The sequence below is a fragment of the Aeromonas sp. 160P genome (genome assembly GCF_055193095.1).
This window is the reverse complement of the sequence record NZ_JBUXKV010000001.1, coordinates 4,481,519-4,504,194: the sequence shown is the minus strand read 5'-3', so window position 1 is coordinate 4,504,194 and position 22,676 is coordinate 4,481,519. Positions and strand designations below refer to the sequence as shown.

Annotated in this window: 18 protein-coding genes; 11 read left to right on the top strand and 7 right to left on the bottom strand. The window is 58.8% G+C overall.

All coding sequences use genetic code 11. The features are described 5' to 3' along the window. Nucleotides 1-38 precede the first annotated feature (38 nt). Together ACY8FN_RS20865 and ACY8FN_RS20860 are read left to right on the top strand one after the other, a co-directional pair. Complete coding sequence (locus ACY8FN_RS20865) at nucleotides 39-470, top strand: HIT domain-containing protein (protein ID WP_463101082.1); 432 nt, start codon at nucleotides 39-41, stop codon at nucleotides 468-470. A gap of 105 nt (nucleotides 471-575) precedes the next feature. Then, nucleotides 576-1,274: a DUF3334 family protein gene (locus tag ACY8FN_RS20860; RefSeq protein WP_042018548.1), complete on the top strand. Its 699-nt coding sequence runs from the start codon at nucleotides 576-578 to the stop codon at nucleotides 1,272-1,274. A 73-nt stretch (nucleotides 1,275-1,347) separates the two neighbouring features. On the opposite strand, the gene ACY8FN_RS20855 is transcribed toward ACY8FN_RS20860, so the two are convergent. Beyond that, complete coding sequence (locus ACY8FN_RS20855; RefSeq protein ID WP_463101081.1) at nucleotides 1,348-2,334, bottom strand: DUF2860 family protein; 987 nt, start codon at nucleotides 2,332-2,334, stop codon at nucleotides 1,348-1,350. Between the two features lie 163 nt (nucleotides 2,335-2,497). Here ACY8FN_RS20855 and arcB point away from each other — a divergent pair, with 163 nt between their 5' ends. The 6 genes from arcB (at nucleotide 2,498) to ACY8FN_RS20825 (ending at nucleotide 14,386) form a co-directional block, all read left to right on the top strand. Next, nucleotides 2,498-4,810 carry an aerobic respiration two-component sensor histidine kinase ArcB gene (gene arcB / locus ACY8FN_RS20850; RefSeq protein WP_463101080.1) on the top strand — a complete coding sequence of 771 codons (2,313 nt, stop codon included), beginning with the start codon at nucleotides 2,498-2,500 and terminating at the stop codon, nucleotides 4,808-4,810. A gap of 51 nt (nucleotides 4,811-4,861) precedes the next feature. Further along, complete coding sequence (gene dgt, locus ACY8FN_RS20845) at nucleotides 4,862-6,226, top strand: dGTPase (RefSeq protein ID WP_463101079.1); 1,365 nt, start codon at nucleotides 4,862-4,864, stop codon at nucleotides 6,224-6,226. Nucleotides 6,227-6,542: 316 nt separating this feature from the next. Further along, the gene (locus tag ACY8FN_RS20840) at nucleotides 6,543-6,746 is read left to right on the top strand and encodes a hypothetical protein (RefSeq protein ID WP_101318093.1); all 204 of its coding nucleotides are present in this window, start codon (nucleotides 6,543-6,545) and stop codon (nucleotides 6,744-6,746) included. 160 nt (nucleotides 6,747-6,906) lie between these two features. After that, nucleotides 6,907-11,166, top strand: coding sequence for an ATP-binding protein (locus ACY8FN_RS20835; protein WP_463101078.1), 4,260 nt, complete (start codon nucleotides 6,907-6,909; stop codon nucleotides 11,164-11,166). Further along, on the top strand, nucleotides 11,159-12,370 hold the full coding sequence (locus ACY8FN_RS20830) for an EAL domain-containing response regulator (protein WP_463101077.1): 1,212 nt from the start codon (nucleotides 11,159-11,161) through the stop codon (nucleotides 12,368-12,370). Before ACY8FN_RS20835 ends, ACY8FN_RS20830 begins: the two co-directional genes overlap by 8 nt. Before the next feature lie 39 nt (nucleotides 12,371-12,409). Then, a complete protein-coding gene (locus ACY8FN_RS20825) occupies nucleotides 12,410-14,386 on the top strand; it encodes a HAMP domain-containing methyl-accepting chemotaxis protein (protein WP_463101076.1) in 1,977 nt (658 codons plus the stop codon). Nucleotides 14,387-14,413: 27 nt separating this feature from the next. Here the strand turns inward: ACY8FN_RS20825 and rfaH are convergent, their stop codons facing one another. The 4 genes from rfaH to metN form a co-directional block, all read right to left on the bottom strand. Further along, on the bottom strand, nucleotides 14,414-14,914 hold the full coding sequence (rfaH, locus tag ACY8FN_RS20820; protein ID WP_162515479.1) for a transcription/translation regulatory transformer protein RfaH: 501 nt from the start codon (nucleotides 14,912-14,914) through the stop codon (nucleotides 14,414-14,416). Nucleotides 14,915-15,010: 96 nt separating this feature from the next. After that, nucleotides 15,011-15,811 (bottom strand): methionine ABC transporter substrate-binding lipoprotein MetQ, encoded by an 801-nt coding sequence (metQ, locus tag ACY8FN_RS20815; RefSeq protein ID WP_463101075.1) that lies wholly within the window; start codon nucleotides 15,809-15,811, stop codon nucleotides 15,011-15,013. A gap of 25 nt (nucleotides 15,812-15,836) precedes the next feature. After that, nucleotides 15,837-16,490 carry a methionine ABC transporter permease gene (locus ACY8FN_RS20810; RefSeq protein WP_042018533.1) on the bottom strand — a complete coding sequence of 218 codons (654 nt, stop codon included), beginning with the start codon at nucleotides 16,488-16,490 and terminating at the stop codon, nucleotides 15,837-15,839. After that, on the bottom strand, nucleotides 16,471-17,514 hold the full coding sequence (gene metN, locus ACY8FN_RS20805) for a methionine ABC transporter ATP-binding protein MetN (RefSeq protein WP_101346349.1): 1,044 nt from the start codon (nucleotides 17,512-17,514) through the stop codon (nucleotides 16,471-16,473). The genes ACY8FN_RS20810 and metN overlap by 20 nt, the downstream gene beginning before the upstream one ends. 529 nt (nucleotides 17,515-18,043) lie before the next feature. On the opposite strand from metN, the gene ACY8FN_RS20800 reads away from it, so the two are divergent. Further along, complete coding sequence (locus ACY8FN_RS20800) at nucleotides 18,044-18,499, top strand: hypothetical protein (protein ID WP_463101074.1); 456 nt, start codon at nucleotides 18,044-18,046, stop codon at nucleotides 18,497-18,499. A gap of 105 nt (nucleotides 18,500-18,604) precedes the next feature. Here ACY8FN_RS20800 and ppgK read toward each other — a convergent pair whose 3' ends face one another. Together ppgK and queG are read right to left on the bottom strand one after the other, a co-directional pair. Continuing rightward, nucleotides 18,605-19,345, bottom strand: coding sequence for a polyphosphate--glucose phosphotransferase (gene ppgK / locus ACY8FN_RS20795; protein ID WP_463101073.1), 741 nt, complete (start codon nucleotides 19,343-19,345; stop codon nucleotides 18,605-18,607). Between the two features lie 111 nt (nucleotides 19,346-19,456). Next, nucleotides 19,457-20,611: a tRNA epoxyqueuosine(34) reductase QueG gene (gene queG / locus ACY8FN_RS20790; protein WP_463101072.1), complete on the bottom strand. Its 1,155-nt coding sequence runs from the start codon at nucleotides 20,609-20,611 to the stop codon at nucleotides 19,457-19,459. Nucleotides 20,612-20,671: 60 nt separating this feature from the next. On the opposite strand from queG, the gene ACY8FN_RS20785 reads away from it, so the two are divergent. Continuing rightward, nucleotides 20,672-22,183: an NAD(P)H-hydrate dehydratase gene (locus tag ACY8FN_RS20785; RefSeq protein ID WP_463101071.1), complete on the top strand. Its 1,512-nt coding sequence runs from the start codon at nucleotides 20,672-20,674 to the stop codon at nucleotides 22,181-22,183. A gap of 10 nt (nucleotides 22,184-22,193) precedes the next feature. Then, on the top strand, nucleotides 22,194-22,667 hold the full coding sequence (gene tsaE, locus ACY8FN_RS20780; RefSeq protein ID WP_042018522.1) for a tRNA (adenosine(37)-N6)-threonylcarbamoyltransferase complex ATPase subunit type 1 TsaE: 474 nt from the start codon (nucleotides 22,194-22,196) through the stop codon (nucleotides 22,665-22,667). The last annotated feature ends 9 nt before the right edge of the window (nucleotides 22,668-22,676 follow it).

The following is a 22,676-nucleotide window of genomic DNA, read 5'->3' as shown; positions in this document are numbered from 1 at the left end:
TTTCAGGCGCTCTGTTCATCGTACTCAACGAGGTTTTCATGTTTGAATTGCATTCACGCCTGCAGGCAGATACCCGGTTGCTCGGGGATCTGCCCCTCTGCCGTGTCTTGCTGGCCAAAGATAGCCAGTACCCTTGGCTGATCCTGGTGCCACGGGTCGCCAACTTGCGGGAAATTCACCATCTGGCACCGGAGCAGCAGCAACAGCTGATGCAGGAGTCCTGCGCCGTCGCCACCCTGATGGAACAGGGCCTCAGCCCGGACAAGATCAACATAGGGGCGCTGGGCAATCTGGTGCCGCAACTCCATCTTCACCATGTCGCCCGTTTTGCAACGGATCGCGCCTGGCCAGGCCCTATCTGGGGAGCTCATCCGACCGTGCCTTATGAGCCACAAGAGTTGGCTGAACAAGCCGATAGATGGCGTACCCGGCTCGCCAAGCTAAGCGGTTTCACCCCCTGTGGCTGCTGATAGCGGAGTCAACTGAGAGGCGTGTCGCTATTTCAGTCTCCGGGCCGCGCCATCTGTTAGAGTTATGGTATAGATAAGCCCATTTTCGATGTTCAGGAAGGTCCCATGATAGTAACAAGATCCGATGATGAAGCCGTATTGACCACTGAGGATGTGCTGCTCAGCCTGTGCAACTCGGTGACTCAGGTACTCAGTGCTGCAACGCAGAGTCAGGTTCGTTTTTCTGGCATGGTACAGCGGATCAGCAAGACCTGCCTCAAGCCGGATATCGGCTGCTTTGTGCTGTTTGATGGCGGTTTTTCCGGTCTGGTGGTGATCAACTTTTCCGCCGCCGCTGCCATGGAACTGTACGAGAGCTATATGCTCAGCATGGGGCTATCCAAGGAGGATCTTGCCATCTCTCACACCTCGGATGAGGTGAGCAACGTGATGGGCGAGCTGATGAACCAGATCGTCGGTAGCTTTACCGTCAAGGTGGGGCGTGATCTGCAGACCCATATCACCCAGAACCAGCCGAAAATGTTGGCCTTGAACAAGCAGGTGATGCTGAGTGTCGATACCAACCTCGATAACCCGGAAGCGCGCCGCGTCACCTTCTTCACCGCCCGCAACAACATCTTCTATCTGGAGCTGGCGATGGACAAAACTGAGTTCATCCGCATTCACAGTGAGGGGATGGAGCACGAGGAGCTGGATCCTGATGCCCTGATCGCCCAAACCAAGCTGGATGCAGCCAAGCCGGTTCAGGCTGCGGCTCCGGTCGCCAACGACCACGACGATCTGCTCGACTCTTTAGGGATTTGAGACGCAAGCAGACAGCAGCAAGGCCACTCTCGAGTGGCCTTGCTCTTTTTTGGCGGGTAACGCGTACTGCGCACTAGAAGTTGTAGAGCAGGCCGGTGCTGAAGCGGGTGGCTTGTGCATCATAGAAGCTGATATCGGAGCTGGATTTGGCATACGCCGCACTGGCGGTGGCCGAGAGGGCGCTGATGCCAAACAGGTTATGCCAGAAAAAGATGACGTTTGCGGCAAACTCGTCGGCATCGGCGTACTGATTGAAGAGGGGATTGGCCTCGTCATAGTTGCTTTGGCCGAGGTAGAGGTTACTGACCAGTGACCATTGGGCGCCCCGCTTGGCATAGGTCAGCTGCATGCCGCTCTGTTTGTAGCGCTGGGCGCTGCCATCAAGGTCTGCGTCGCGATAGATCAGCGCAGGTTCAAGCACTTGGCCGGGGGCAAAACGCCACTGATAGGAGAGTTCGAGAGCGTGGATCTTGCCATTGCGATCCAGCTTGGCTGCTGTCTCGGCACCATATTGGCTACCGCTGCGCTCTTCATCGACATCGATATTGCGGGTAGTCAGGCTAGCGTTGAAGTTGCTGCCCCAGATTTTGTCCCAGCTTGCCCGTGCCCCCGTGGAGTTGATATCGGTCGAGCTGCGGTCTACCCCCACGGCGAATGGATCGCTCCACTGCTCGGTTGGCATGGCGCTGAATACCAGCGAGCCACCGACAATCCCCTTGTCTCCCAGCTCCTGCCGCAGTCCCAGTTGCTGGGTGAAGTCGAAACGAATGGCATCCTGGATCAGGTTGCCAAGGAAGAGTTGGGTGCGCGTATCGGCAAAGGTGTAGCGGATATCGGCGTTGAGCAGTGGCGCAACGGTGGAGCTGCTTTGTGGGCCATTCAGACCGGCGATCGTGCTGTGGTCATCGTTGCCGCTATAAAAATTGGATTGGTAGTCAATGACATTGATGCCACCCAGCAGAAAACCGGACCAGCCGGACTGCTTGGGGATGGCACCCAAATCGGCGTAGGCACTGTTGGCAGCCAGCAGACCTAGGCCAAGTAGCGGAAGATGACGCATGGAATTGTGCTCCTGAATGCTGTGTATGGCGTACAGACTGGCGTTATGCCTGCGGTATTCGCCTATCAGCTCACACAATCGAGAGGTCGTTGTATGAGATTAAGAAGAGTTCACTCGGTTGTGCTGTTATTCTGTACCGCGAATATCGGGGGAAAACAACAAGATGAAGCAGATTAAATCCTGGGCGCAATATTACGTCGACTTGATGACCAAGCTGGGACTGGTGCGATTCAGCATGTTTTTGGCGGCGGGAATCATAGTGTTGGCGGTCGCCATCCAGATGGGGGTGACCCTGTTCCTGCGCGGCAATATCGATGTGATCGACTTCGTTCGCTCGGTGTTCTTTGGCCTGCTGGTAACCCCCTGGGCGGTCTATTTTCTCTCCATCGTGGTGGACCAGCTGGAGGACTCCCGCCAGCGCCTGACCAGAATGGTGCGCAAGCTGCAAGATATGCGCGAGCGGGATCTGGAACTCAATAGCCAGTTGCAGGAGAACATCAGCCGCCTCAATACCCAGATTGCCGAGACCAACCGGGCCGAGGATCTGCGTCAGCAAGCGATCGATGATTTAGAGAACGAGGTATTTCAGCGCGAGAAGGCCCAGTTGCATCTGGGGGAACGCACCGCGTTGCTGCGCTCCTTCATCGACTGCTCCCCCGATCTGGTCTACTACCGCAACGAGGATGAGCAGTTCTCTGGCTGCAACCGCGCCATGGAGGAGCTGACCGGCAAGGTGGAGGCCGAGTTGATCGGTCTGACCCCGTTCGATGTCTACAAGCAGGAGATTGCCAACAAAATAGTCGAGACCGACCGTCAAGTGTTCAGCAGCAACGAGCCGCTTACCTACGAGCAGTGGCTTGAATATCCGGATGGCCGCAAAGCCTACTTCGAGCTGCGCAAGGTGCCCTTCTTCGATCGTTTCGGCAAGCGGTTGGGTCTGCTCGGTTTTGGCCGCGACATCACCGAGCGCAAGCAGTATCAGGACAAGCTGGAGAAGGCGAGCCGCGACAAGACCACCTTCATCTCCACCATCAGCCACGAGTTGCGCACCCCGCTCAACGGTATTGTGGGCTTAAGCCGGATGCTGATGGATACCCCTCTCGATGCCAAACAGCATCAGCAGCTCAAGATCATCCATCTGAGTGCGGTCACCCTTGGCAATATCTTCAATGACATCATCGATCTCGACAAACTCGATCGCCGTCGCCTCGAGATTGCGCCGACCCGCATCGACTTGCCTGCGTTTCTCGACGAGCTGGAGACCCTCTCCCGCATTCAGGCGGAGCAGAAGGGGCTCTATCTCCATTTCGATCGCGATGGCGACATGCCGCAATTTGTGATGGCCGATGGCACCCGCTTGCGTCAGGTGCTGTGGAATCTGGTGGGCAATGCAGTCAAGTTTACCGATGAGGGAGGCGTGACCGTGCGTTGCCTCTCCCATCCCGCTGACCAGCCAGGCAAGCTGGCGCTGCACTTCGAGGTAGAGGATACCGGTGTCGGCATCCCGCGCGCCCAGCAGGAGAAGATCTTCGCCATGTACTATCAGGTGCAGGGCAAGAAGCACGCCACCGGCACCGGCATTGGCCTCGCGGTTTCCCGCCAGCTGGTGCAGGCGATGGGTGGTCAGCTCTATGTCGATAGCGATCCGGGCGAAGGCTCCTGCTTCACGGCCGAACTGGAGGTGGCCTGCGCCGAGCCTGTGCTGCCGGAGCCCGCTGATGAGATGCCCTCCCTCGATATCCTGCTGGTGGAGGATGTGGAGCTCAACGTGACGGTGGCCTGCGCTTTGCTTAACAAGCTGGGTCATCAGGTGCAGGTGGCGCGGGACGGTACCCAGGCGTTGGCGATGGCCAATCCGGATGATTTCGACCTCATTCTGCTCGATATCCAACTGCCGGATATGACCGGCTTCGATGTGGCCGCAAAACTGCTGGAGCGTTATGGCGACAGCCTGCCGCCCATGGTGGCGCTCACCGCCAATTCCACCGGCGATCGCCAGTATTATCGGGATCACGGCATGCAGGATGTGATCAACAAGCCGCTCGGCTCCAAAGCGGTGCGGGAGGTGATTGGTCACCTGTTTGCCGATCTGGCCGAGGATGAGGCAGACGAGCAGGCGGATGCGGGCAATCAGGATGCGCTGCTGGATCTACCCTTCCTCACCGACTACGCCGATACCGTGGGCAAGCCGGTGCTGCTCTCTAGCGTCGATCTGTTCGAGAAGATGCTCCCCGACTATATGGCAGTGCTCGACTCCAACATGATTGCCAAGGATCAGGCGGGGGTGGTGGAGGAGGCGCACAAGATCAAAGGGGCGGCAGGCTCCATCGGCCTGCGTCGGCTGCAGCAGACTGCCCAGCTGATCCAGAGCCCGGATCACCCCGCCTGGTGGGAAAACGTAGAGGATTGGATTGAGACGCTGCGCCGCGAATATCCCGGCGATATCGCCCGTCTGCGGCGCTGGTTGTTGTCTTGAGGCTGGAGGTTGTCTTGAGTCTGAGGGAAGTTGCTGGCAAGGAGCTGCAAGATGTATAGCCGTTTGATTACCCCCGAGCGCATCCACCCCTGGGGGGATGAGGATCTGCTGGAGGCGACCGAGCAGGATCGCGCCCGCATAGTGCAAGCGGCGCCGGTGCGCCGGCTGCAGCAGAAGACCCAGGTTTTTCCGCTCGATGTGAAAGCCTCGGTGCGCAGCCGCCTCACCCACTCGCTGGAGGTGCAGGAGACCGGCCGCCAGATCAGCCGTCGCATTCTGGCCAGCTTGCCGCCCGGTGAGGTCTGCGCAGGGGCTTTTATCAATCTGGTGGAGATGTCCTGCCTACTGCACGATGTTGGCAACCCGCCGTTTGGCCACTTTGGCGAGCAGGTGATGAGCCAGTGGCTTGGCGAGATGCTCGATCCCCTCTATCAGCAGGCGCTGGCGCAGCCTCCCTCGGCCCAGTGGGCGGAATTGCGTCACGATCTGCAGCTGTTTGATGGCAATGCCCAGAGCCTGCGGCTGGTACACAGCCTGCACGAGCTCAACCTGACCCTCGGCCAGCTGGGGGCGTTGTGCAAATACCCCCAGCAGCCCCAGCCCGGAGTGAGCTACGGCCAGCATCATGGCTGGAGCAGCAAGCGCGGTATCTTCTTTAGCGAGCAGCCGCTCTACCGCGCCCTCGGCCAGAGTCTGGGGTTGGCTCCCGGCTGTCGTCACCCGCTCGCCTATATCATGGAGGCGGCCGATGACATCTCCTACTGCATCGCCGATCTGGAGGATGCGGTCGATCGGCGGGTCCTGACGCTGGGCGAACTGCTGGCTGCGCTGCGAGGGGTCGATCAGAGCGACTACATGGGCACCTTGCTCGATGACGCGCTGGCCTCCAGCCGGGGCTTTTTCCCCCATTTTCGCCAACAGTTGACCCAGGATCTGGTGGCGCTGGCGGCGCAGAGCTATGTCAGCGAGCATCAGGCCATTTTGCAGGGCTCCTATCCGCAAGCGCTGCTTCACGGTCAGGCACCAGCGGCGCGGGTGCTCGATATCCTCAAGCGGGTGGCCCGCGAGCTGGTCTTTCTGCGCCCCGAGGTGGAAGCCCTCGAACTGGAAGGCTATGCGGCGCTGCGCGGGGTGCTGGCAAGCTATGCCTGCCTGCTGGCGCTGCCGGCGCCACAATTTGCCCGCCTGCTGGCCGGGGAGGGGAGTCCGGCGCTGTTCTTTGCCCGGCGGCTCTATCACCGCCTCTCAGCCCGTCACCTCAAGGCCTACCGGCTGGCGATCGCCACCCCTGATCCACGCTTTGCCTGTCACAACGAGCAAGAGTGGTATTACCGGGTGCGGCTGCTGCTCGATTACGTCAGCGGCATGACAGATACCTATGTATTGGAGGAGTACCGGCTGCTCTCGGGGATCTGATGCCCCGGGGTTGCTTCACGGGCAGCATAAAATGCCGCAAAAACGGTTAAAAAGGAGTCGGGAGAGGCTTGTTTTAAATTCGGATATTTTTTAGACTTCTGCAATCTGTTCAGCTTTCATCCGGTAAGGAGACGAATATGCAACATCTGATGCTCAATATTGCATTCTCTCGCGGCACTGCGTGCGGCGTGAAATCTCGTGCTCTTTTACCGCGTGGCGTAAACAGGTAACCCCTGTCTTTTTATCACCCGCGGTTCGTCCCGCAGGGTGATATCCACTTTCTCCGGGAGAACCGCATGTTCAACTGGAGAATGTCATGTCTATCGAACTGGTTTTACTGCGTAGTGTTGAATCCCTGGTCCAGCGACGGATCGCGCGGGTCGAGCGTCGTCTCGTGCAGGTCAATCTGTCCCCCGCCCTGCTCAAAGATATCGGGCTGGAAGGATATCAGGGTCAAATCGCCCTTGTTCGCGAGCGGGAGTATCAAACCGGCTTCCGGCTTGGGAATCGAATAACCTGATGAAAGGGGTCTGTATGACCCCTTTCCTGGTGCGAATGGCAGACCCTGGTCTGCCATTTTTAGTTGGTTAAGCTGGGGTTAAGTTAAAACGCGAATATCTATTCGCGAATTTTGCGGAAATCTCTATTATTTGCGGCCTATTTTTCTTTGGAGCGAGTTGATGAGCCGCCGCAGTTGCCGTCTATTCCAGTTTTTATTGCTGCTGCTATGGAGTGTGGTGGGTCAGGCGAGTACCAGTTTGAATACAGGTTTACTGAATGAAGCAGAGCGTGAGTGGTTATCCACACATCATGATCTGATCATTGGTATGCCGATGATGGGGTCTCCCCCCTATAGCTTCAAGGATGCGGTTCAGGGATTCAACGGTCCGGTGCCCGAGACGGCGCTATTGATCGCCAGAGCCCTGGGGGTCACCCTGCACTACAAGGAGTTTACCTCCTATGATCGTGCGCTTGACGCGTTGCGCGATGGCGAGATCCATGTGGTCATCAACTTTCCCCCCGGTGATCAGTGGCAGAATCACATCGCCTCGATTCCTCTGCCGTTCGCCATTCCCCGTGGGGTGCTGCTCAGTAGCGGCCGCACGGAGTTGTCACTGAGTGACGCGAAAAAAATGCGCTGGGTTTGTGTGGTGGGGGCCGACTCCTGTGATCAGCTCAAGGCGCTGGGGCTATCGCAAGTCACTGCGGCAGAACGCCGCAGTGAAGCCGTCTTTATGCTCAAGCAGCAGCTGGCTGATGCCTATCTGGCCGACATGCCCTCAATACTATCAGAGCTGGATCAGCACCCGAGTGCGGGGCTCACCATCCTCACGCCTGCGTGGGCGCCGGTCGCCTCGCTCTCGGTCAGTATCAACCGTGCTGACAAGGCGCTCATCAGCTTGATAAATAGCTTGATGCCCGAGCTTCCTATCTCTGACTTGCGTCCTATTCTCGAAACCATTAATGGGGGGCAGGCGACGGCATCGGGGCAGATCACTACCGTCAAATTTACCCCTGAAGAGCAGGAGTGGCTGCGCACGCATCAGACCTTGCGGTACGGCGTCTCGCCTCACTGGGTCTCGATGAGCGAGTTCAATTACCGTGGCCGACTGATAGGTTTCGTACCCGATATGGTGGCCCTGCTGCGTCGCTACTCCGGTCTGGAGTTCTCGCTGGTGCGCACCGACTCCTGGCGAGAGACCCAGGATCTGCTCAAACAACACGTAATCGACTTTATTCCAGTGATGACCCCGTCGGCAGAGCGCGAGCATCTGGGTTTTTATACCCCCAACTACATGTTTGTCGATCGCGTTATCGTCGGTACCAAGCAAAGTAAAAACCTGCCTAATATCGAATTGTTGCGCGGCTCGCGGGTCGGCATTGTGGATGCGTCCATTGACGAGGAGCTGTTGGCCTCGCTAGGCGCATACCCGGTAGCAGTTAAGGATGACAGTCGTCTGCTGCCCCTGCTTGATGATGGGCGGGCTGATTATGTGCTGCTCACCATGACCACCCTGCCTGCCGCACTGGGACGGGGCTTTGAAGATCGCTACCGGGTGGTCTACTCCGGGCAAGACTTGCGTATTCCCGGTGCCATGGGGATATCCCCTGCCGACCCTATGCTGCAGCAGGTCCTGACCAAAATTCTCTATGCCATCCCCCAGCACGAGATTAGCAAGCTTGAAGCTCGTTGGCTGACGATGCGACTGCAAACCGGCCTGGAGACCCAAACTGTGGTGCTGTGGTTTGTGGTTGGCTGTTCAGTATCTATGCTGTTTTTTGCCCTGTTCTGGGTCTGGAACCGTACCTTGCAGCGGCAGATCGTCCAGCGGCGCATGGCACAGAAGCTGCTCAATGAGCAGTTGGCATTTGTTCAGACCTTGCTCGACTCGTTGCCGAGCATGGTGGCGCTGCGGGATCGTCAACAGAACCTGACCTTGTGTAACAAGGCATACCGGGAGGCCTTTATCGGGGCCGAGTCCGGCGGGGATGGCTGGAGTTACATGTCGCCCGAGGAACGGGAAAAGATGTTGCTTGAGGAGCAGTCTGTTTGGGCTACCTCCTGCCTGCTGGAGGGTTCCGGCTATACCCGGCGGATCGATAACTCCCAGTTTCATGTGGTCTACGTCAAGCTGCCTTACCTGGGCCCCGACGGTGACATTCATGGTGTATTGACCGTGCTGACCGATGTCAGTGCCCTGAAAGCGGCAGAAAACAAGGTGCGGGAAGTGGAAGCCATGCTGCGGGATATGACCGACAGCATGCCGGGGGTGGTGTACCAGTATCAGTGGCATCGCTCCGGTCATGGCGCATTTCTCTATATCTCGCAAGGGGCGGGGGAGACCCTGGGTGTCTCTTCGCTGGCGCTGATGTCTGACTGCTCCGGGAGGAACGAGTTTGGTGTCAGCGAGGAGGTGCTGCAGGAGTTTGTCTGCAGGGTCGCTGCCAGTGCGCCGACCATGACCCCGATCGATTGGGAGGTCAAGGTGCCCCGTTCCGGCGGAGATCGCTACTTGCAGGTGCGTGGCACCTTTGTGGCACAAGGGGAGGAGACCCTGCTGCTCAATGGCATGGTGCAGGATATTACCGCCCTCAAATTGCAGCAATATGAGCTGCGCGAGGCTCGCATCCATGCGGAACAGGCTATGCAAGCTCGCAGCCGCTTTTTGGCCACCATGAGCCATGAGTTGCGTACGCCCATCTCGGGGATGCATGGCATGCTGGAGCTGCTGCGGATGAGCGACGTGGATGATGATCAACGTTACCTGCTGCGCAATGTAGTCACCTCGACCAATAACCTGCTCTATCTGGTGAACGATATCCTCGATTTTTCCAAAATCGAGGCAGGTCAGCTGCATATAGATTGTCATATGAGCCACCTTCAGACGGTGATATGCGATGCGATCCGCGGACATGCTACCCAGGCCCATGGCAAGGGGCTGCATGTTGACCTCTGCTGGGCGGGACATGTCCCGGATCGGGCTGATATCGATGCCGTCCGGGTGGCGCAGGTGGTTTCCAACCTGCTCAATAATGCGGTCAAGTTTACCGAGATCGGGGTCATTGCCATCAAGGTGGATTATCACGGTCAGCAGCTGGTGGTGACGGTGACGGATTCCGGGATCGGGATCGCGGAGGAGAAGCAGGCGCTGCTGTTTACCCCATTCGAGCAACTGGAATCGGATATCAATCGCCGCTTCGGCGGCACCGGGCTTGGGTTGGCTATCTGTGATCAGTTGGTCCGCAAGATGGGCGGTAGCTTGACCCTCAAGAGCCGTGCCGGTGAGGGGGCCAGCTTCAGCTTCACGATCCCCATTACCAAACCCAGGTGGGATACCCCCGTGCTGGCAGACAGTGAGTGGTGGTACTTCGGTGATGATCCGCAGTTACACGCAATGATGAAGCGCTTTGGTGCCACCTTGCAGCCGGTCAATGCTGCGTGCCTGAGCAGTGGCATCAGCGGGTTGCTGCTGGCCGATGAAGATCAGCTAGAGCGCGCGCTGGGCAGTGACTGGTTAGCGCAGATACAAAAGCCTGACCTCAAGGGGATCATCTTCTCTTCCCGCGAAGTGCTGCGCTCACGGCTGGGACCCGATCGCTGGTGGCGGCTTGGCCAGTCACCGCTCTATCCGGATTTGTTGCTCGAAAGTTGCCGCGAATTACTTGGCGGATCGGTGCATACCGTGATGGTAGAAAGCGAGCAAACATTGAGTGGTCGGGTGCTGGTGGCGGATGACCACCCGGTCAATCGTGCCTTGTTGATGCGCCAGTTGACCCTGCTGGGAGTCGATTGCGAGGTAGTAGAAGATGGTGAGAAGGCACTGAAAGCGTGGCAAGAGCAGCGTTTTTCATTGCTATTGACCGACTGCCACATGCCGGTAATGGATGGGTTTACCCTGACTCAGCAGCTACGGGCGCAAGGAGAGTCGGCACCCATCATAGGTGTCACCGCGGATACCTCGGAGGCATCGTCAGCCCGCATGGCGGCCGTGGGGATGAGTGGCATGCTGCTCAAACCTTACTTGCTGGAGGCCTTGCGCCAGACCTTGCTGCAGTGGCTGCCCGCCTCGCAACTGGCAGTGCCCGAGCCGATGGCTGAGAGTGCTGACAGCGAGTTAGCCGAGCGCTGGATCGCCCTGTTTAGTGATGAAGCGACTGGCCGTGCGATGGCCGGGGAGTATCTGGCCTCTAACCAGCAAGATGGCGAAGAGATGTTGGCGGCGCTCGCGACCCGTGATGCAGAGGCCTTGCTGGAGATTGCCCATCGTATCAAGGGCGCAGCCCGCATTGTCGGTGAAGACGAGCTGGCGGAGCAGGCTGAAAGCCTTGAGTCGGCAGCACGATTAGAGCAATGGGGGGCGCTGGAGGGCTTGGTCCAGCGCGTTGATGAGTGGATCGCTCGGGTAACCCATAAAACGAGGTTATGGCTAAATGCATAAAACAGAACACAACCCGGTCATCATGGTGGTAGAGGATCACGCTTTTCAGCGCAAGACTCTGCTGCACCAGATCCGTGGGCTGGGTCATCAGCAGTTGCTGGAAGCCAAAGATGGCCTGGAGGCGCTGGAGCTGTGTCAGCTGCACAATATCGATATCCTGTTTTGTGACTTGCGAATGCCTGGCATGGATGGCATGGGCTTGCTCCGTCGTCTCTCGTTGGCAGGGTTTCGTGGTGGCATTATTCTCTCCAGTGCGCTGGGGGGGGATGTGGTTGATGCGGTGCTGAGAATGGGCTCAGCCTATGGTTTGCAGGTGCTTGGCCGCATTGAAAAGCCCTGTCGGCCGGCGCAGCTCAAGCAGTTGATCGATGCCTGGTCTCCCGCGCTACCCCTTGCTCGCAGAGAGGAAGCCTACCGCCTGGATGTCGATGATTTGAAGTTGGCCCTTGATCGTGACCAGATTGTGCCCTGGTATCAGCCCAAGGTCAGTTTTGCGACCGGTCATTGGGTGGGGATGGAGGCGTTGGCCCGCTGGCAGCATCCGGAGTTCGGGCTGATCTCCCCGGGGCTCTTTATTCCGATGGCGGAGGAGCACGGCCTGATCGACCCGCTGACTGACCTCATCATCAGCAAGTCGCTGAGTGATGCCCATTTTTGGGGGAAAACCGGGTTATCGATCAATCTGTCGATGAATCTGTGTGTCAGTTCGCTCCATGAGGGAGGCGTGTGCCAGACCCTGGTTGAGCAATGTCAGCGCTGGAGCGTTGATCCTGAACTGATCACCCTGGAGGTGACCGAGAGTGCCTTTATTCGAGATATTGGTGCCATGCTGGAGGTGCTGACCCGGCTGCGGATGCACGGCTTTGGCCTCTCCATCGATGACTTCGGCACCGGTTACTCCTCAATGCAACAGCTGGCCACGCTGCCCTTTACCGAGTTGAAGCTGGATCGCTCCTTCGTCCATCGTTGCTATGCCGATCCGGCTCGTTTGGCTATTATCGAATCCAGTATTGAACTGGCCCGCAAATTGGGACTCAAATCGGTGGCAGAAGGGGTGGAAGACGAGGTGACCTGGCAGCTGCTGGCCAAGCTCGGCTGTGATCTTTGTCAGGGATTTTTCTCCGCCAAGCCGATGCCGCGCAGTGAATTGCAGCATTGGCACCGGACTTGGCAAGATAGATTGCCTACACTGATATCTATCTGAATCTTTAGGTCAAATCAGTCACGCTGAACAAGGATGTTCATGAAAATATCAAGCAAGTTGCTGCTCAGCTTCGGTTTTATCAACCTGCTGATCCTGCTCTCATCGACCCTGGTCTATTACCGGCTGACCCAGATCAATCAGGCCCAACAAACCCTGCTGGAGCAGGCGCTGCCCGCTCTGCAGCGGGATGAGGCGAGCCAGAAGGCGCTGGTTGCCACCGTTTCTGCCCTGCGTGGCTATCTGATCCTCGGTAAAGACCCTGCCCAGGCCTCCCGGCTTAAGCAGGAGTGGCAGTCGGCCTGGCAAGCCATTGCCCATCAGGCGTTCAGCCCGGCGCTCACTCAGTCCCTCGATACCTTCAAGCGCCATCAGGAGCAGGTCTGGACCCTGGCCCAGAGTGAAGAGAATCTGCCTGCCCATACCCTGATGCTGCAAGAGGCGGGGCCGCTGGCGGAGGCGGCGCTCGATCAATTGCAATCTTTTGCCAATGAGGAGGTCGCTACCCCGCAGGAGCAGCTCACGGGCGATCGCCGCATGCTGCTCAAGCAGGTGGGGGATGCCTACAACAGCCTCGCCAATGCGCTATCCGCTTTGCGGGACTTTCTTATCTCCGGCGATCCCGAGTACCGCCGCAAATATCAGGATTACTACCAGTTTCACCAGCAGCGGGTCGCCGAGGTGAAACAACAAGCCGCGCTCTTTACCGAGACCCAGCGCAGCCTCTGGCAGTTGTTTGAAGAGATGGCGACCCCTTTCTCAGAGCTGGTGGATCAGGTGATCAGCAAGCGGCAGGCGCCGGATTGGGATCAGGCTAATTTTCTGATGGCCACCGACATCGAGCCCATGCAGTCCCGTCTCAGTGAGCAGCTGGTACAGCAAATTACCAAAACCGGGGCCGAAGTGGAGGCGATCTCGCTCCAGATGACCCAAGCCGGGCAAACCATCAGCCAAACCCTGCTGCTGGCAAGCGGCAGTGCCATTGTGCTTGGCATGGCGGTCGCCTGGCTCTTTAGCCATCGTCTGACCCGTGACATCGCCAGTCTGGTGACCCGGGCGGGACAGGTCGCGGATGGCCGACTGGCAGCCGAGCCCCTGCCGATCACGGGGCAGGATGAGCTGGGGGTGTTGACCGGCTCCATCAATCGGATGTCTGCCCAGTTGCGTCATCTGGTCGGGGAACTGCAAGGAGCCGTGGGGCAGGTTGAGACCGCGTGCCACGATGTGGGCAGCACCACAGGTGCCATCGTGCGTGACTTAACTGCGCAAGATCAGCAGGTCGATGCGGTGGCAGTTGCCATCGATCAGATGTCGATGCGTGCCCGTGATGTGGTGGATAATATTGCCAGCGCGGCTGATAGCGCTCATCAGGTGCAGCAGCAGACCCGGCAAGGGCAGATCACCCTGGAGCGCATGACCGACACCATGCAGCAGATTGCCGCCATGATTGGGCAGGCCAACGAAGCCATGGGGCTGCTGGAGCAGCAAAGTGAGCAGGTGGGGCAGATCACCGAGGTGATTGCCACCATTGCCGAGCAGACCAATCTGCTGGCACTCAATGCGGCAATCGAGGCTGCGCGGGCGGGGGGGCAGGGGCGCGGTTTTGCGGTGGTGGCCGACGAGGTGCGCCAACTGGCGACCCGCACTCATCAGTCGACCGCCGAGATCAGCCAGACCATTGCAGCTATCTCCCAGCAGACTCGCCAGACGGTGCTCACGGTGAGCGGGGGTACTCGATTGGTTGAACAGGGGCGAGATGCGGTGGGACTGGTGACCGACACCCTGAGCGCCATGAACCAGCTGGTGCAGTCGCTATCGGGTCAGCTGGAGGCGATCACTGTGGCTAGCGAGCAACAATCCCGGGTTGCTGCGGAGGTGGCTGGCACCGTGGACCATATCGCCGGGCTCAGCCGTCAATCCTGCCAACGCAGTCAGCAGGGGGAGGAGATAGTTGCCAGGCTGGCTGGGGATACCGGCAAGCTGACGGCAGTGATCGCCCGCTTCGATCTCAAGGCGTGACATGGCGGGATGATCCCGCCGTTTTCCTTAATCGAGCCGTCTGAAGGTGTGGTTATCGAAGCTGCTGGTGGTCTCCTGATTGAGCAGGGTGACCAGCAAAATAGCCCGTTTTTCCCCATCCGGTTCCATATAGATGGCTTCAAATCCTGCCAGCGGCCCCTCTTCAATCAGTACCTTGTCACCCGTGATGGGCAGGTTGGCGTAGCAGGCTCTTGCCTCGTCGCTGTCATCACGACTCATCAACTGATAGACCAGCTTGCTGTTGATCGGGGTCCATTCACTGCCAAAGTGGATGATCCGGCTGATGCCGCGGGTCGATTTCAGGGTGATCGGTGTCACCTCTTCCAGATCGACGAAGATAAACAGATAGTTGGGAAACATGGGTTCCCGTACAGGGACTCGCTTACCCCGGCGTAGCTTCTCGATCTCCACCATGGGGTAATAAGATTCGATACCCTGGGCATCGAGGTGGGCGCGGGCGCGGGCCTCTTCTTTTGGCTTGCAGTAGGCCAGATACCATTTTTTCATGTTATGAGTATGTTCGTGTTGCCGTGCTCGCGGATATGATAGCGGCGTCAATAAAAAAGGCCACGCATTGCGTGGCCTTTTTTGCCAAGTGAGCAATTACCAACCTTTGACCAGGCCGCCTTTGAACAACTCGACACCCTTTTTGTAGACCTCGTCGGTCTGATAGGCCTGAACGAACTGTTTGACCTTCTCGTCATCCTTATTGTTGTCCCGTGCCACGATCAGGTTGACGTAGGGGGACTCTTTATCTTCAACAAACAGGCCGTTTTCGGTCGGGGTCAGACCAATCTGACCGGCAAAGGTGTTGTTGATGATGGAGAGATCCACATCTTCCAGTGAGCGGGGCAACTGGGCTGCTTCCAGCTCGACAATCTTGAAGTTGCGCGGGTTGCTGGCGATATCCAGCACAGTCGCTTCCAGACCGGCGCCATCCTTCAGGGTGATCAGACCCTGTTTGGCCAGCAGGATCAGCGAGCGACCCAGATTGGTCGGATCGTTCGGTACTGCGATCTGGGCGCCATCTTTCAGCTCGCTCAGCGCCTTGATCTTCTTGGAGTAACCGGCAATCGGGTAGACGAAGGTGTTGCCGACCGGGATCAACTTGAAGTCGCGATCACGTACCTGCGCATCCAGGTAAGGTTTGTGCTGGAAGGCGTTGACGTCGATGCTGCCATCGTTCAGCGCCACGTTCGGGGTGACGTAGTCGGAGAAGTTGACGATCTCGACGGTCAGACCGTATTTCTCTTTGGCTACCTTGGCAGCCATTTCAACCAGCTCGGTCTCGGGGCCCGCAATGGCGCCCACTTTCAGAACCTTGCTCTCTTCTTTTTGACCGCAACCGGTCAGAACCAAGCCAGCCAGCAACGCTGCCGCAACGGATTTGATGCCAAATTTCATAAAACCTCCTGTCAGAAATCGACGATTAACGATGATCATATTTGTGAACCAGGCGCTCACCTGCGCTCTGGATGAGTTGAACCAGTACTACCAGGATAACCACGGTCACCAGCATGACTGTGGGGTCAAAGCGCTGATAACCATAACGAATACCCACATCGCCCAGACCACCGCCACCGATGGCCCCGGCCATGGCCGAGTAGTTCACCAGGGTGACGAGGGTGATGGTGACGCTGTTGATGATGCCGGGCAGGGCTTCAGGCAGCAGCACCTTGGTGATAATTTGCAACGGCTTGGCGCCCATCGCCTTGGCCGCTTCCAGCAGGCCATCCGGCACCTCCATCAGGGCCCCTTCTACCAGTCGGGCGATAAAGGGCACTGCGCCAATGGTGAGCGGCACGATAGCGGCGATAGTGCCGATACTGGTGCCGACAATCAAGCGGGTGAGAGGGATGATCGCCACCAGCAGGATGATAAAGGGCACCGAGCGGCCCACGTTGACCACCATGCCGAGGCTGCGGTTGAGCAGCGGGTTGGCCAGGATTTGGCCCCCCTTGGTCACATGCAGCGCCACGCCGAGTGGCAGGCCCAGCAGGCAGCCAAACAGGGCGGAGCCTGCGACCATCAGCAAGGTGTTGCCCAGCTCGATAATGAGCAGATTAATCATGGCTTCGGACATAACCCATTACCTCCAGCTGAATATGGTTGTCAGTCAGGAACTGCTGGGTTGCCGCGCACTGGGCTTCATCCCCGAACAGCTCTGCCAGCAGAAAACCGAATTTAACGCCACCGGCGTACTCGATATCCGCGCTCAAAATACTGATGTCGATGTTGAAACGGCGGCTCGCCTCGGAAATCAGCGGGGTATCGACTGTGCTGCCGGTAAAACCGAGCTTCACCAGTGGATAACTGCCTGCTACCCGCTCGCTACTCATCCGATCCTGATACTCCTGCGGTACCTCCAGATGGATGGTGGAGTGGATGAAATCACGGGCCAGCTGGGTCTTGGCATTGCTGAAGAACCAGGCCACTTCACCTTGCTCGATCAGGCGGCCGTCACTGATGATGGCCACTTCGTCACAGATCCCCTTCACCACATCCATTTCGTGGGTGATCAGCAGTATGGTGAGCCCCAGCTTGACGTTGATCTCCTTGAGCAGGGTCAGGATCGAGCGGGTAGTCTGCGGGTCGAGGGCCGAGGTGGCCTCGTCACACAGCAGTACCTTGGGCGCCGGTGCCAGTGCCCGGGCGATGGCGACTCGCTGTTTCTGACCGCCGGAAAGCTCGGACGGATAGGCGTGGGCACGGGCTTCCAGCCCGACCAGCGCCAACAGCTCTTCGACCCGGCTTTTTATCTGTTCTTTGCTCCAGCCGGCCAACTCCAGCGGAAAGGCGATGTTGGCAAATACGGTGCGGGAGGCGAGCAGGTTGAAGTGCTGGAAAATCATCCCGATCTGGCGGCGGGCTTGGGTCAAATCCCGCTCACTCAGGGCGACCAGATCCTGGCCTGCGACGATGACGTGTCCCTCTGTCGGGCGCTCCAACAGGTTGACACAGCGAATGAGGGTACTCTTGCCGGCACCAGAGGCACCGATCACCCCGAATATTTTGCCTTGGGGTACATGCAGACTCACGTCACGCAGGGCGTGCACGGCGTCACTGCCGGTACCGTAGACTTTGTTGAGACCGTTCAACTTAATCATGGATTATTCCGTGCTCACAGCCTTACAGCACAGGGCGCTACAGGCGGGTAAATTGGGCAGAGGTTCCACTGGGTTACTCTGTCATCATGGAGGATGATGCTAAGATGTCTGGATGGCCGTGTCAACGCATGTTTTTACGTCTAGACGTCTAAAAAAGTGATAAGGATTTCTGTCTGGTAGATAACGAACAGGGTGGATAGGTTGCGCATCCAGATCCTGTTTCGCCTGTGCGGCATATAGCCGAATTAAAGATGGGTTATATCGGGTAAATGCTGGTTTTATTAGTGTGTCAGCCCGATTTTACTCATGTCAGCTGTCGAGCCTGACGCTTCTTCATAGTTGCACAAATATTTGCACAAATATTTGCACAAATAGCTGCACAAATCGTTCCCTCTTCGTGACCGGATCACTTGCCCGCCCTTTTGTCGTCGTCAACCTTGATGCAGCGCAAGGGCGGCTCGGATAGGGATTGGGTTACTGGTGGTTGTTTTTTATACTGGCGGTGTCGACAAACATAGAGGGCAGGGCGATGAGATTCCAACAGATCAAAGAGTTGCTGCACTATCTTGAGCAGGTTCATCACCAGCTCGGGCTCTGTTACGGGCGAATGGCCAGCCAGGTGGACAGCGAACGCAGCCGGATGTTGCTGGTCTATCTGCAAGGTCGCGAGGATGCGGCCAGCGCCCATCTGCACGAATATGCCGCTCAGTTGGGGGAGTCGGTGCGGGAGACCTGGCTGAACCAGAGTTTCAGCGAGGATATGCTGCCTGCCATCACCCGCTTCGAGATACAGGCCTCGGCCCAGACTCAGGATATCGTCACTCAGGTGTGCCGCTGGGAGGAGCAGTTGGTGGGGGAGCTGGGCCATCTGGCCCGGGAGTGCCCGACATCGGCCACCACCACGCTACTCGACAATCTGGCCGGGCTGGAGCAGACCCGCCTGACCCGATTGGTACATGGGGTGCATCGATTGGATGATATGTAACGGGTGATGGCGGTCAAACACACAAGATGGCCGACAAACAAAAGGGCCCGGCAGCAGTGCCGGGCCCTTTCCATTTGATAGCTGCTGATTTGCAGTGAGTGTCGGTCAGCCCTGCTGCTCGGCCGCGTAGAGGGCGGCCCCGATAATGCCCGCCTGATTGAGGCTGGCCGCCGGAATGAGCGGTGCCCGGGTCTCGATACGATCGACAAACTTCTCCAGCTTGGACGCGCTGCCACCCCCCAGAATGAAGATATCGGGGGAGAAGAGAAACTCGAGGCGCGCCAGATACTTGTTGAAGCGCTTGCCCCAGCGGTTCCAGGAGAGATCTTCCCGCTTGCGCACCGCATCTGAGCAGTAGTGCTCTGCCACCATCCCTTCCAGCATCAGGTGACCCAGCTCGGTATTGGGTAGCAGCTGGCCGTTGACGAACACGGCGGTGCCGATGCCGGTGCCGACCGTGATGAGGATGATCACCCCCTTGCGATCTTTACCGGTGCCAAAGCGCATCTCGGCCAAACCCGCCGCATCGGCATCGTTCAGCACATAGCAGGGCTTGCCGGTGACATCGGCAAACAGATGCTCGGCATCGGTCTCAATCCAGCTCTGGTCGATATTGGCGGCACTCTTGGCTACCCCGTTGTGGATGGTGGCGGGAAAGCCGCAACCCACCGGCCCTTTCCACTCGAAGTGTTCTACCAGCGCCTTGAGGGTATGGGCGATGGCGGCCGGAGTGGCCGGTTGCGGTGTGGCAATGCGATGGCGCTCGCCGATCAGTTCGCCGGTTTCGGTATCCACCAGACAGCCCTTGATCCCAGAGCCGCCAATATCCACTCCCAACATTTGCATCTGTGTTGTCCTTGTTGTGTGCCGACCAGCTGGTACTGATTACGGTGTGCTGGTTACTGCGGGTCGGCAGAGCATGAAAAAAGTGCAGCAATCCGGCAAGGGGCAGATCACTTATGCGTGATCCGGCAGACCTTTTTCGATGCAGCGGATCAGCAAACGGGTTTTCTTGTTCTCTTCATCCTGACGCCGGGCAAGGGTGGCCAGCGCCCATTCGATATGTTCGGCCACCATGGGCTCGGCGGTGGTCAGCCCCAATTGCAGGGCGGCGATGACCTCGGGCGTCGCCGGACCATTGCCGAGGGCAACCGCCAGATTGCGGCGCCAGCGTTGATAGCCGATGCGGCGGATCGGGCTCCCCTCGGTCTGTTTGAGAAAATCGCGCTCGCTCCAGCGCCACAACGCCAGCAGGGGCGGGCGGTGCAGGCTGGGGCGCGGGCTGAAGTCGGGCTCCGGGCTGGCATCGGCGTAGCGATTCCAGGGGCAGATAAGCTGGCAGTCGTCGCAGCCGTAGATGCGGTTGCCCAGCAAGGGCCTGAACTCTTCCGGGATCGGGCCGTCGTTCTCGATGGTGAGGTAGGAGATGCAACGGCGGCCATCCACCACATAGGGGGCGACAATGGCGCCGGTCGGGCAGATGTTGATGCAGGCGACGCACTTGCCGCACTGCGCCTTCTCTACCGGCTGGTCGAGCGGCAGCGGCAGGTTGAGCAACAGCTCACCGAGAAAGAAGAAGGAGCCGGCCGATTCGTTGAGCAGCAGTGAGTGTTTGCCAACCCAGCCGAGCCCCGCCTTGGCTGCCAGCGGCCGCTCCAGGATGGGGGCGGAGTCGACGAAGGGGCGCCACTCACCCAGGGTGTCAGGGGTGCCTTGAAACAACTCGGCGCAGCGCGCTTCGATGCGATCTCCCAGCTGTTTGAGCCGGTTGCGCAGCACCTTGTGGTAGTCGCGGCCGAGGGCATAGCGGCTGATATAGCCGAGGGTCGGATCGCGCAGGGTAGCGGCGAAGCCTGCCTCGAACGGCAGGTAGTTCATCCGCACCGACAATACCCGCACCGTGCCCGGCAGCAGCTCGTGGGGGCGTGCGCGCATCATGCCGTGACGGGCCATGTAATCCATGCTGCCGTGATAGCCCGCATCCAGCCAGGCCTGCAATCTTGGCTCTTCGCTACGCAAATCGGTGTCGGTGATGCCCGCCAGGTCAAATCCTAGCTCCCGTGCCCAGAGCTTGATATCGTGGGCCAGCTGGTGGAAGTCAGGTGCGCTCATGCGGCTTGGCCTGGCAGGCGTTTGCTGGCGAGGGCCGGTTGATAAGGGGCAGGAGCCGTCATGGTAGAGATCATCAGGGGCGCGTTGGGCATAAAAGAGGGGGGCAGTTTACCACAGGGGCTGTGGCAGACTGAACAGATCCGCGCACTGGAGCGCAACTGGGCCGCGCGCGAGGGGCAACCCCTCTATGCCCTGATGGAGCGAGCCGGTGCCGCGCTGCGCACCTATGCCACCCTGCATTGGCCCGACAGCCGCTGCTGGTGGATCTACGTCGGCCCTGGCAATAACGGCGGTGATGGCTATGTGCTGGCCCGTCTTGCCCGCCAGATTGGTATCGAGGTGGTGGTGATTGCCGCCAGAGCTGCTGACCAGCTGAAGGGGGATGCCAGACGGGCCGCAGATGAGTGGCAGGCGGCCGGTGGCCGGGTCTGGTTGGCCGAGCAGTTTGATGATGCCCAGCAGCCCGCCCCGGATCTGGTGGTCGATGCCCTGCTTGGCACCGGCGTCAACACCCCCCTCTCGCCGTTACTGACAAAGATCGTCGCAACAATCAATGGTTTGGCTGCCCCCGTGCTGGCGGTGGATCTCCCCTCCGGCCTCAATGGCGATACCGGCCGCGCCATGGGGGCCGTGGTGCAGGCTACTCGCACCCTCACCTTTATCGGTATCAAGCAGGGGATGCTCACCGGCGACGGGGTGGATTGCGTTGGCCAGCTCGACTGTGACCCCCTTGGCGTCACGCCGGATGACGCTATGTTGCCTGCCGCCTGGCGTATCGATTATCCACTCCTTAGCACGCAGTTGACCCCGCGCCAGCGCGCTTCCCACAAGGGCTGTTATGGCAAGGTGCTGCTGGTGGGAGGCAATCGTGGCATGCAGGGGGCCATAGTGCTGGCTGCCCGCGCCTGCCTGCGGGCGGGGGCCGGGCTGGTGCGGGTGTGTCAGCATCCGGAGCACCCGCCGGTCAGCCTCTATCAACCTGAGCTGATGAGCCTTATCACCGCAGATGACGAAGGGTGGGCGTCGGTGCGGGTCATCGGCCCCGGCCTCGGTCAGGATGAGTGGGGAAGGGGGCAAATTGCCCGTTATCTCACCGATCGGCTGCCACTGGTTTTGGATGCCGATGGATTGAATTGGCTGGCGCAATCCCCCCGCCATCAGGATAATTGGGTGCTCACGCCCCATCCCGGCGAAGCGGCGCGGCTGCTGGGATGCACCATTGCCGACATTGAAACCGACCGGTTTGCCGCCGTGCAGGCGCTGCAGCGGCGCTATGGCGGTGTGGTGATGTTAAAAGGGGCGGGGACACTTATTTATGACGGCGAGCGGGTCGCTCTCTGTTGTGAAGGCAATCCCGGCATGGCAAGTGGCGGCATGGGCGATCTGTTATCTGGTATAATCGCCGCCCTTTTGGCTCAGGGCTGCTCTGCCACCATGGCAAGCTGGCTGGGCGCCGTGATCCACGGCGAGGCTGCCGACTTGGCCGCCACCGACGGCGAGCGGGGCATGCTGGCGTCAGATCTGCTGCCGCTGATCCGCAAACTGGTTAATCCCGACACCATAACAAGTTAACAAGAAGAACATGGCAAAACAGTTGATGATGACACTGCCGGATGAGGCAGCAACAGTGGCTCTAGGTGGTCGTTTGGCACAAGCTTGCCAGCAGGCGACCACAGTATTTCTACATGGCACGCTGGGTGCAGGTAAAACCACCCTGACCCGCGGCTGGGTACAGGGCCTTGGCCATCCGGGCAAGGTAAAAAGCCCGACTTATACCCTGGTCGAGCCCTACGAGCTGGATGGCTGGCAGGTCTACCATTTCGATCTCTATCGCCTGGCTGATCCGGAAGAGCTGGAGTTCATGGGCATTCGGGACTATTTTGCCGCCAACACCCTTTGTCTGGTGGAGTGGTCCGAGAAGGGCGAGGGTTGGTTACCGGCCCCCGACCTTGAAATTACCCTCACTTATGTAGGCGAGCAGCGTGAGGTGCTGATAGAGGCCCGCACTGCTATTGGCGAAGCCATTCTGGAACGGTTGTCATCTACGTGCGCTTGATCCTTGTTT

What these genes read in the sequence shown, in the direction of transcription:
- ACY8FN_RS20855 (WP_463101081.1), bottom strand. Translation starts at nt 2,334, where the DNA reads ATGCGTCATCTTCCGCTACTTGGCCTAGGTCTGCTGGCTGCCAACAGT.
- ACY8FN_RS20860 (WP_042018548.1), top strand. Translation starts at nt 576, where the DNA reads ATGATAGTAACAAGATCCGATGATGAAGCCGTATTGACCACTGAGGAT.
- ACY8FN_RS20785 (WP_463101071.1), top strand. Translation starts at nt 20,672, where the DNA reads ATGGTAGAGATCATCAGGGGCGCGTTGGGCATAAAAGAGGGGGGCAGT.
- arcB (WP_463101080.1), top strand. Translation starts at nt 2,498, where the DNA reads ATGAAGCAGATTAAATCCTGGGCGCAATATTACGTCGACTTGATGACC.
- metN (WP_101346349.1), bottom strand. Translation starts at nt 17,514, where the DNA reads ATGATTAAGTTGAACGGTCTCAACAAAGTCTACGGTACCGGCAGTGAC.
- ACY8FN_RS20800 (WP_463101074.1), top strand. Translation starts at nt 18,044, where the DNA reads ATGAGATTCCAACAGATCAAAGAGTTGCTGCACTATCTTGAGCAGGTT.
- ppgK (WP_463101073.1), bottom strand. Translation starts at nt 19,345, where the DNA reads ATGCAAATGTTGGGAGTGGATATTGGCGGCTCTGGGATCAAGGGCTGT.
- rfaH (WP_162515479.1), bottom strand. Translation starts at nt 14,914, where the DNA reads ATGAAAAAATGGTATCTGGCCTACTGCAAGCCAAAAGAAGAGGCCCGC.
- ACY8FN_RS20865 (WP_463101082.1), top strand. Translation starts at nt 39, where the DNA reads ATGTTTGAATTGCATTCACGCCTGCAGGCAGATACCCGGTTGCTCGGG.
- metQ (WP_463101075.1), bottom strand. Translation starts at nt 15,811, where the DNA reads ATGAAATTTGGCATCAAATCCGTTGCGGCAGCGTTGCTGGCTGGCTTG.
- tsaE (WP_042018522.1), top strand. Translation starts at nt 22,194, where the DNA reads ATGGCAAAACAGTTGATGATGACACTGCCGGATGAGGCAGCAACAGTG.
- ACY8FN_RS20830 (WP_463101077.1), top strand. Translation starts at nt 11,159, where the DNA reads ATGCATAAAACAGAACACAACCCGGTCATCATGGTGGTAGAGGATCAC.
- dgt (WP_463101079.1), top strand. Translation starts at nt 4,862, where the DNA reads ATGTATAGCCGTTTGATTACCCCCGAGCGCATCCACCCCTGGGGGGAT.
- ACY8FN_RS20810 (WP_042018533.1), bottom strand. Translation starts at nt 16,490, where the DNA reads ATGTCCGAAGCCATGATTAATCTGCTCATTATCGAGCTGGGCAACACC.
- queG (WP_463101072.1), bottom strand. Translation starts at nt 20,611, where the DNA reads ATGAGCGCACCTGACTTCCACCAGCTGGCCCACGATATCAAGCTCTGG.
- ACY8FN_RS20835 (WP_463101078.1), top strand. Translation starts at nt 6,907, where the DNA reads ATGAGCCGCCGCAGTTGCCGTCTATTCCAGTTTTTATTGCTGCTGCTA.
- ACY8FN_RS20825 (WP_463101076.1), top strand. Translation starts at nt 12,410, where the DNA reads ATGAAAATATCAAGCAAGTTGCTGCTCAGCTTCGGTTTTATCAACCTG.
- ACY8FN_RS20840 (WP_101318093.1), top strand. Translation starts at nt 6,543, where the DNA reads ATGTCTATCGAACTGGTTTTACTGCGTAGTGTTGAATCCCTGGTCCAG.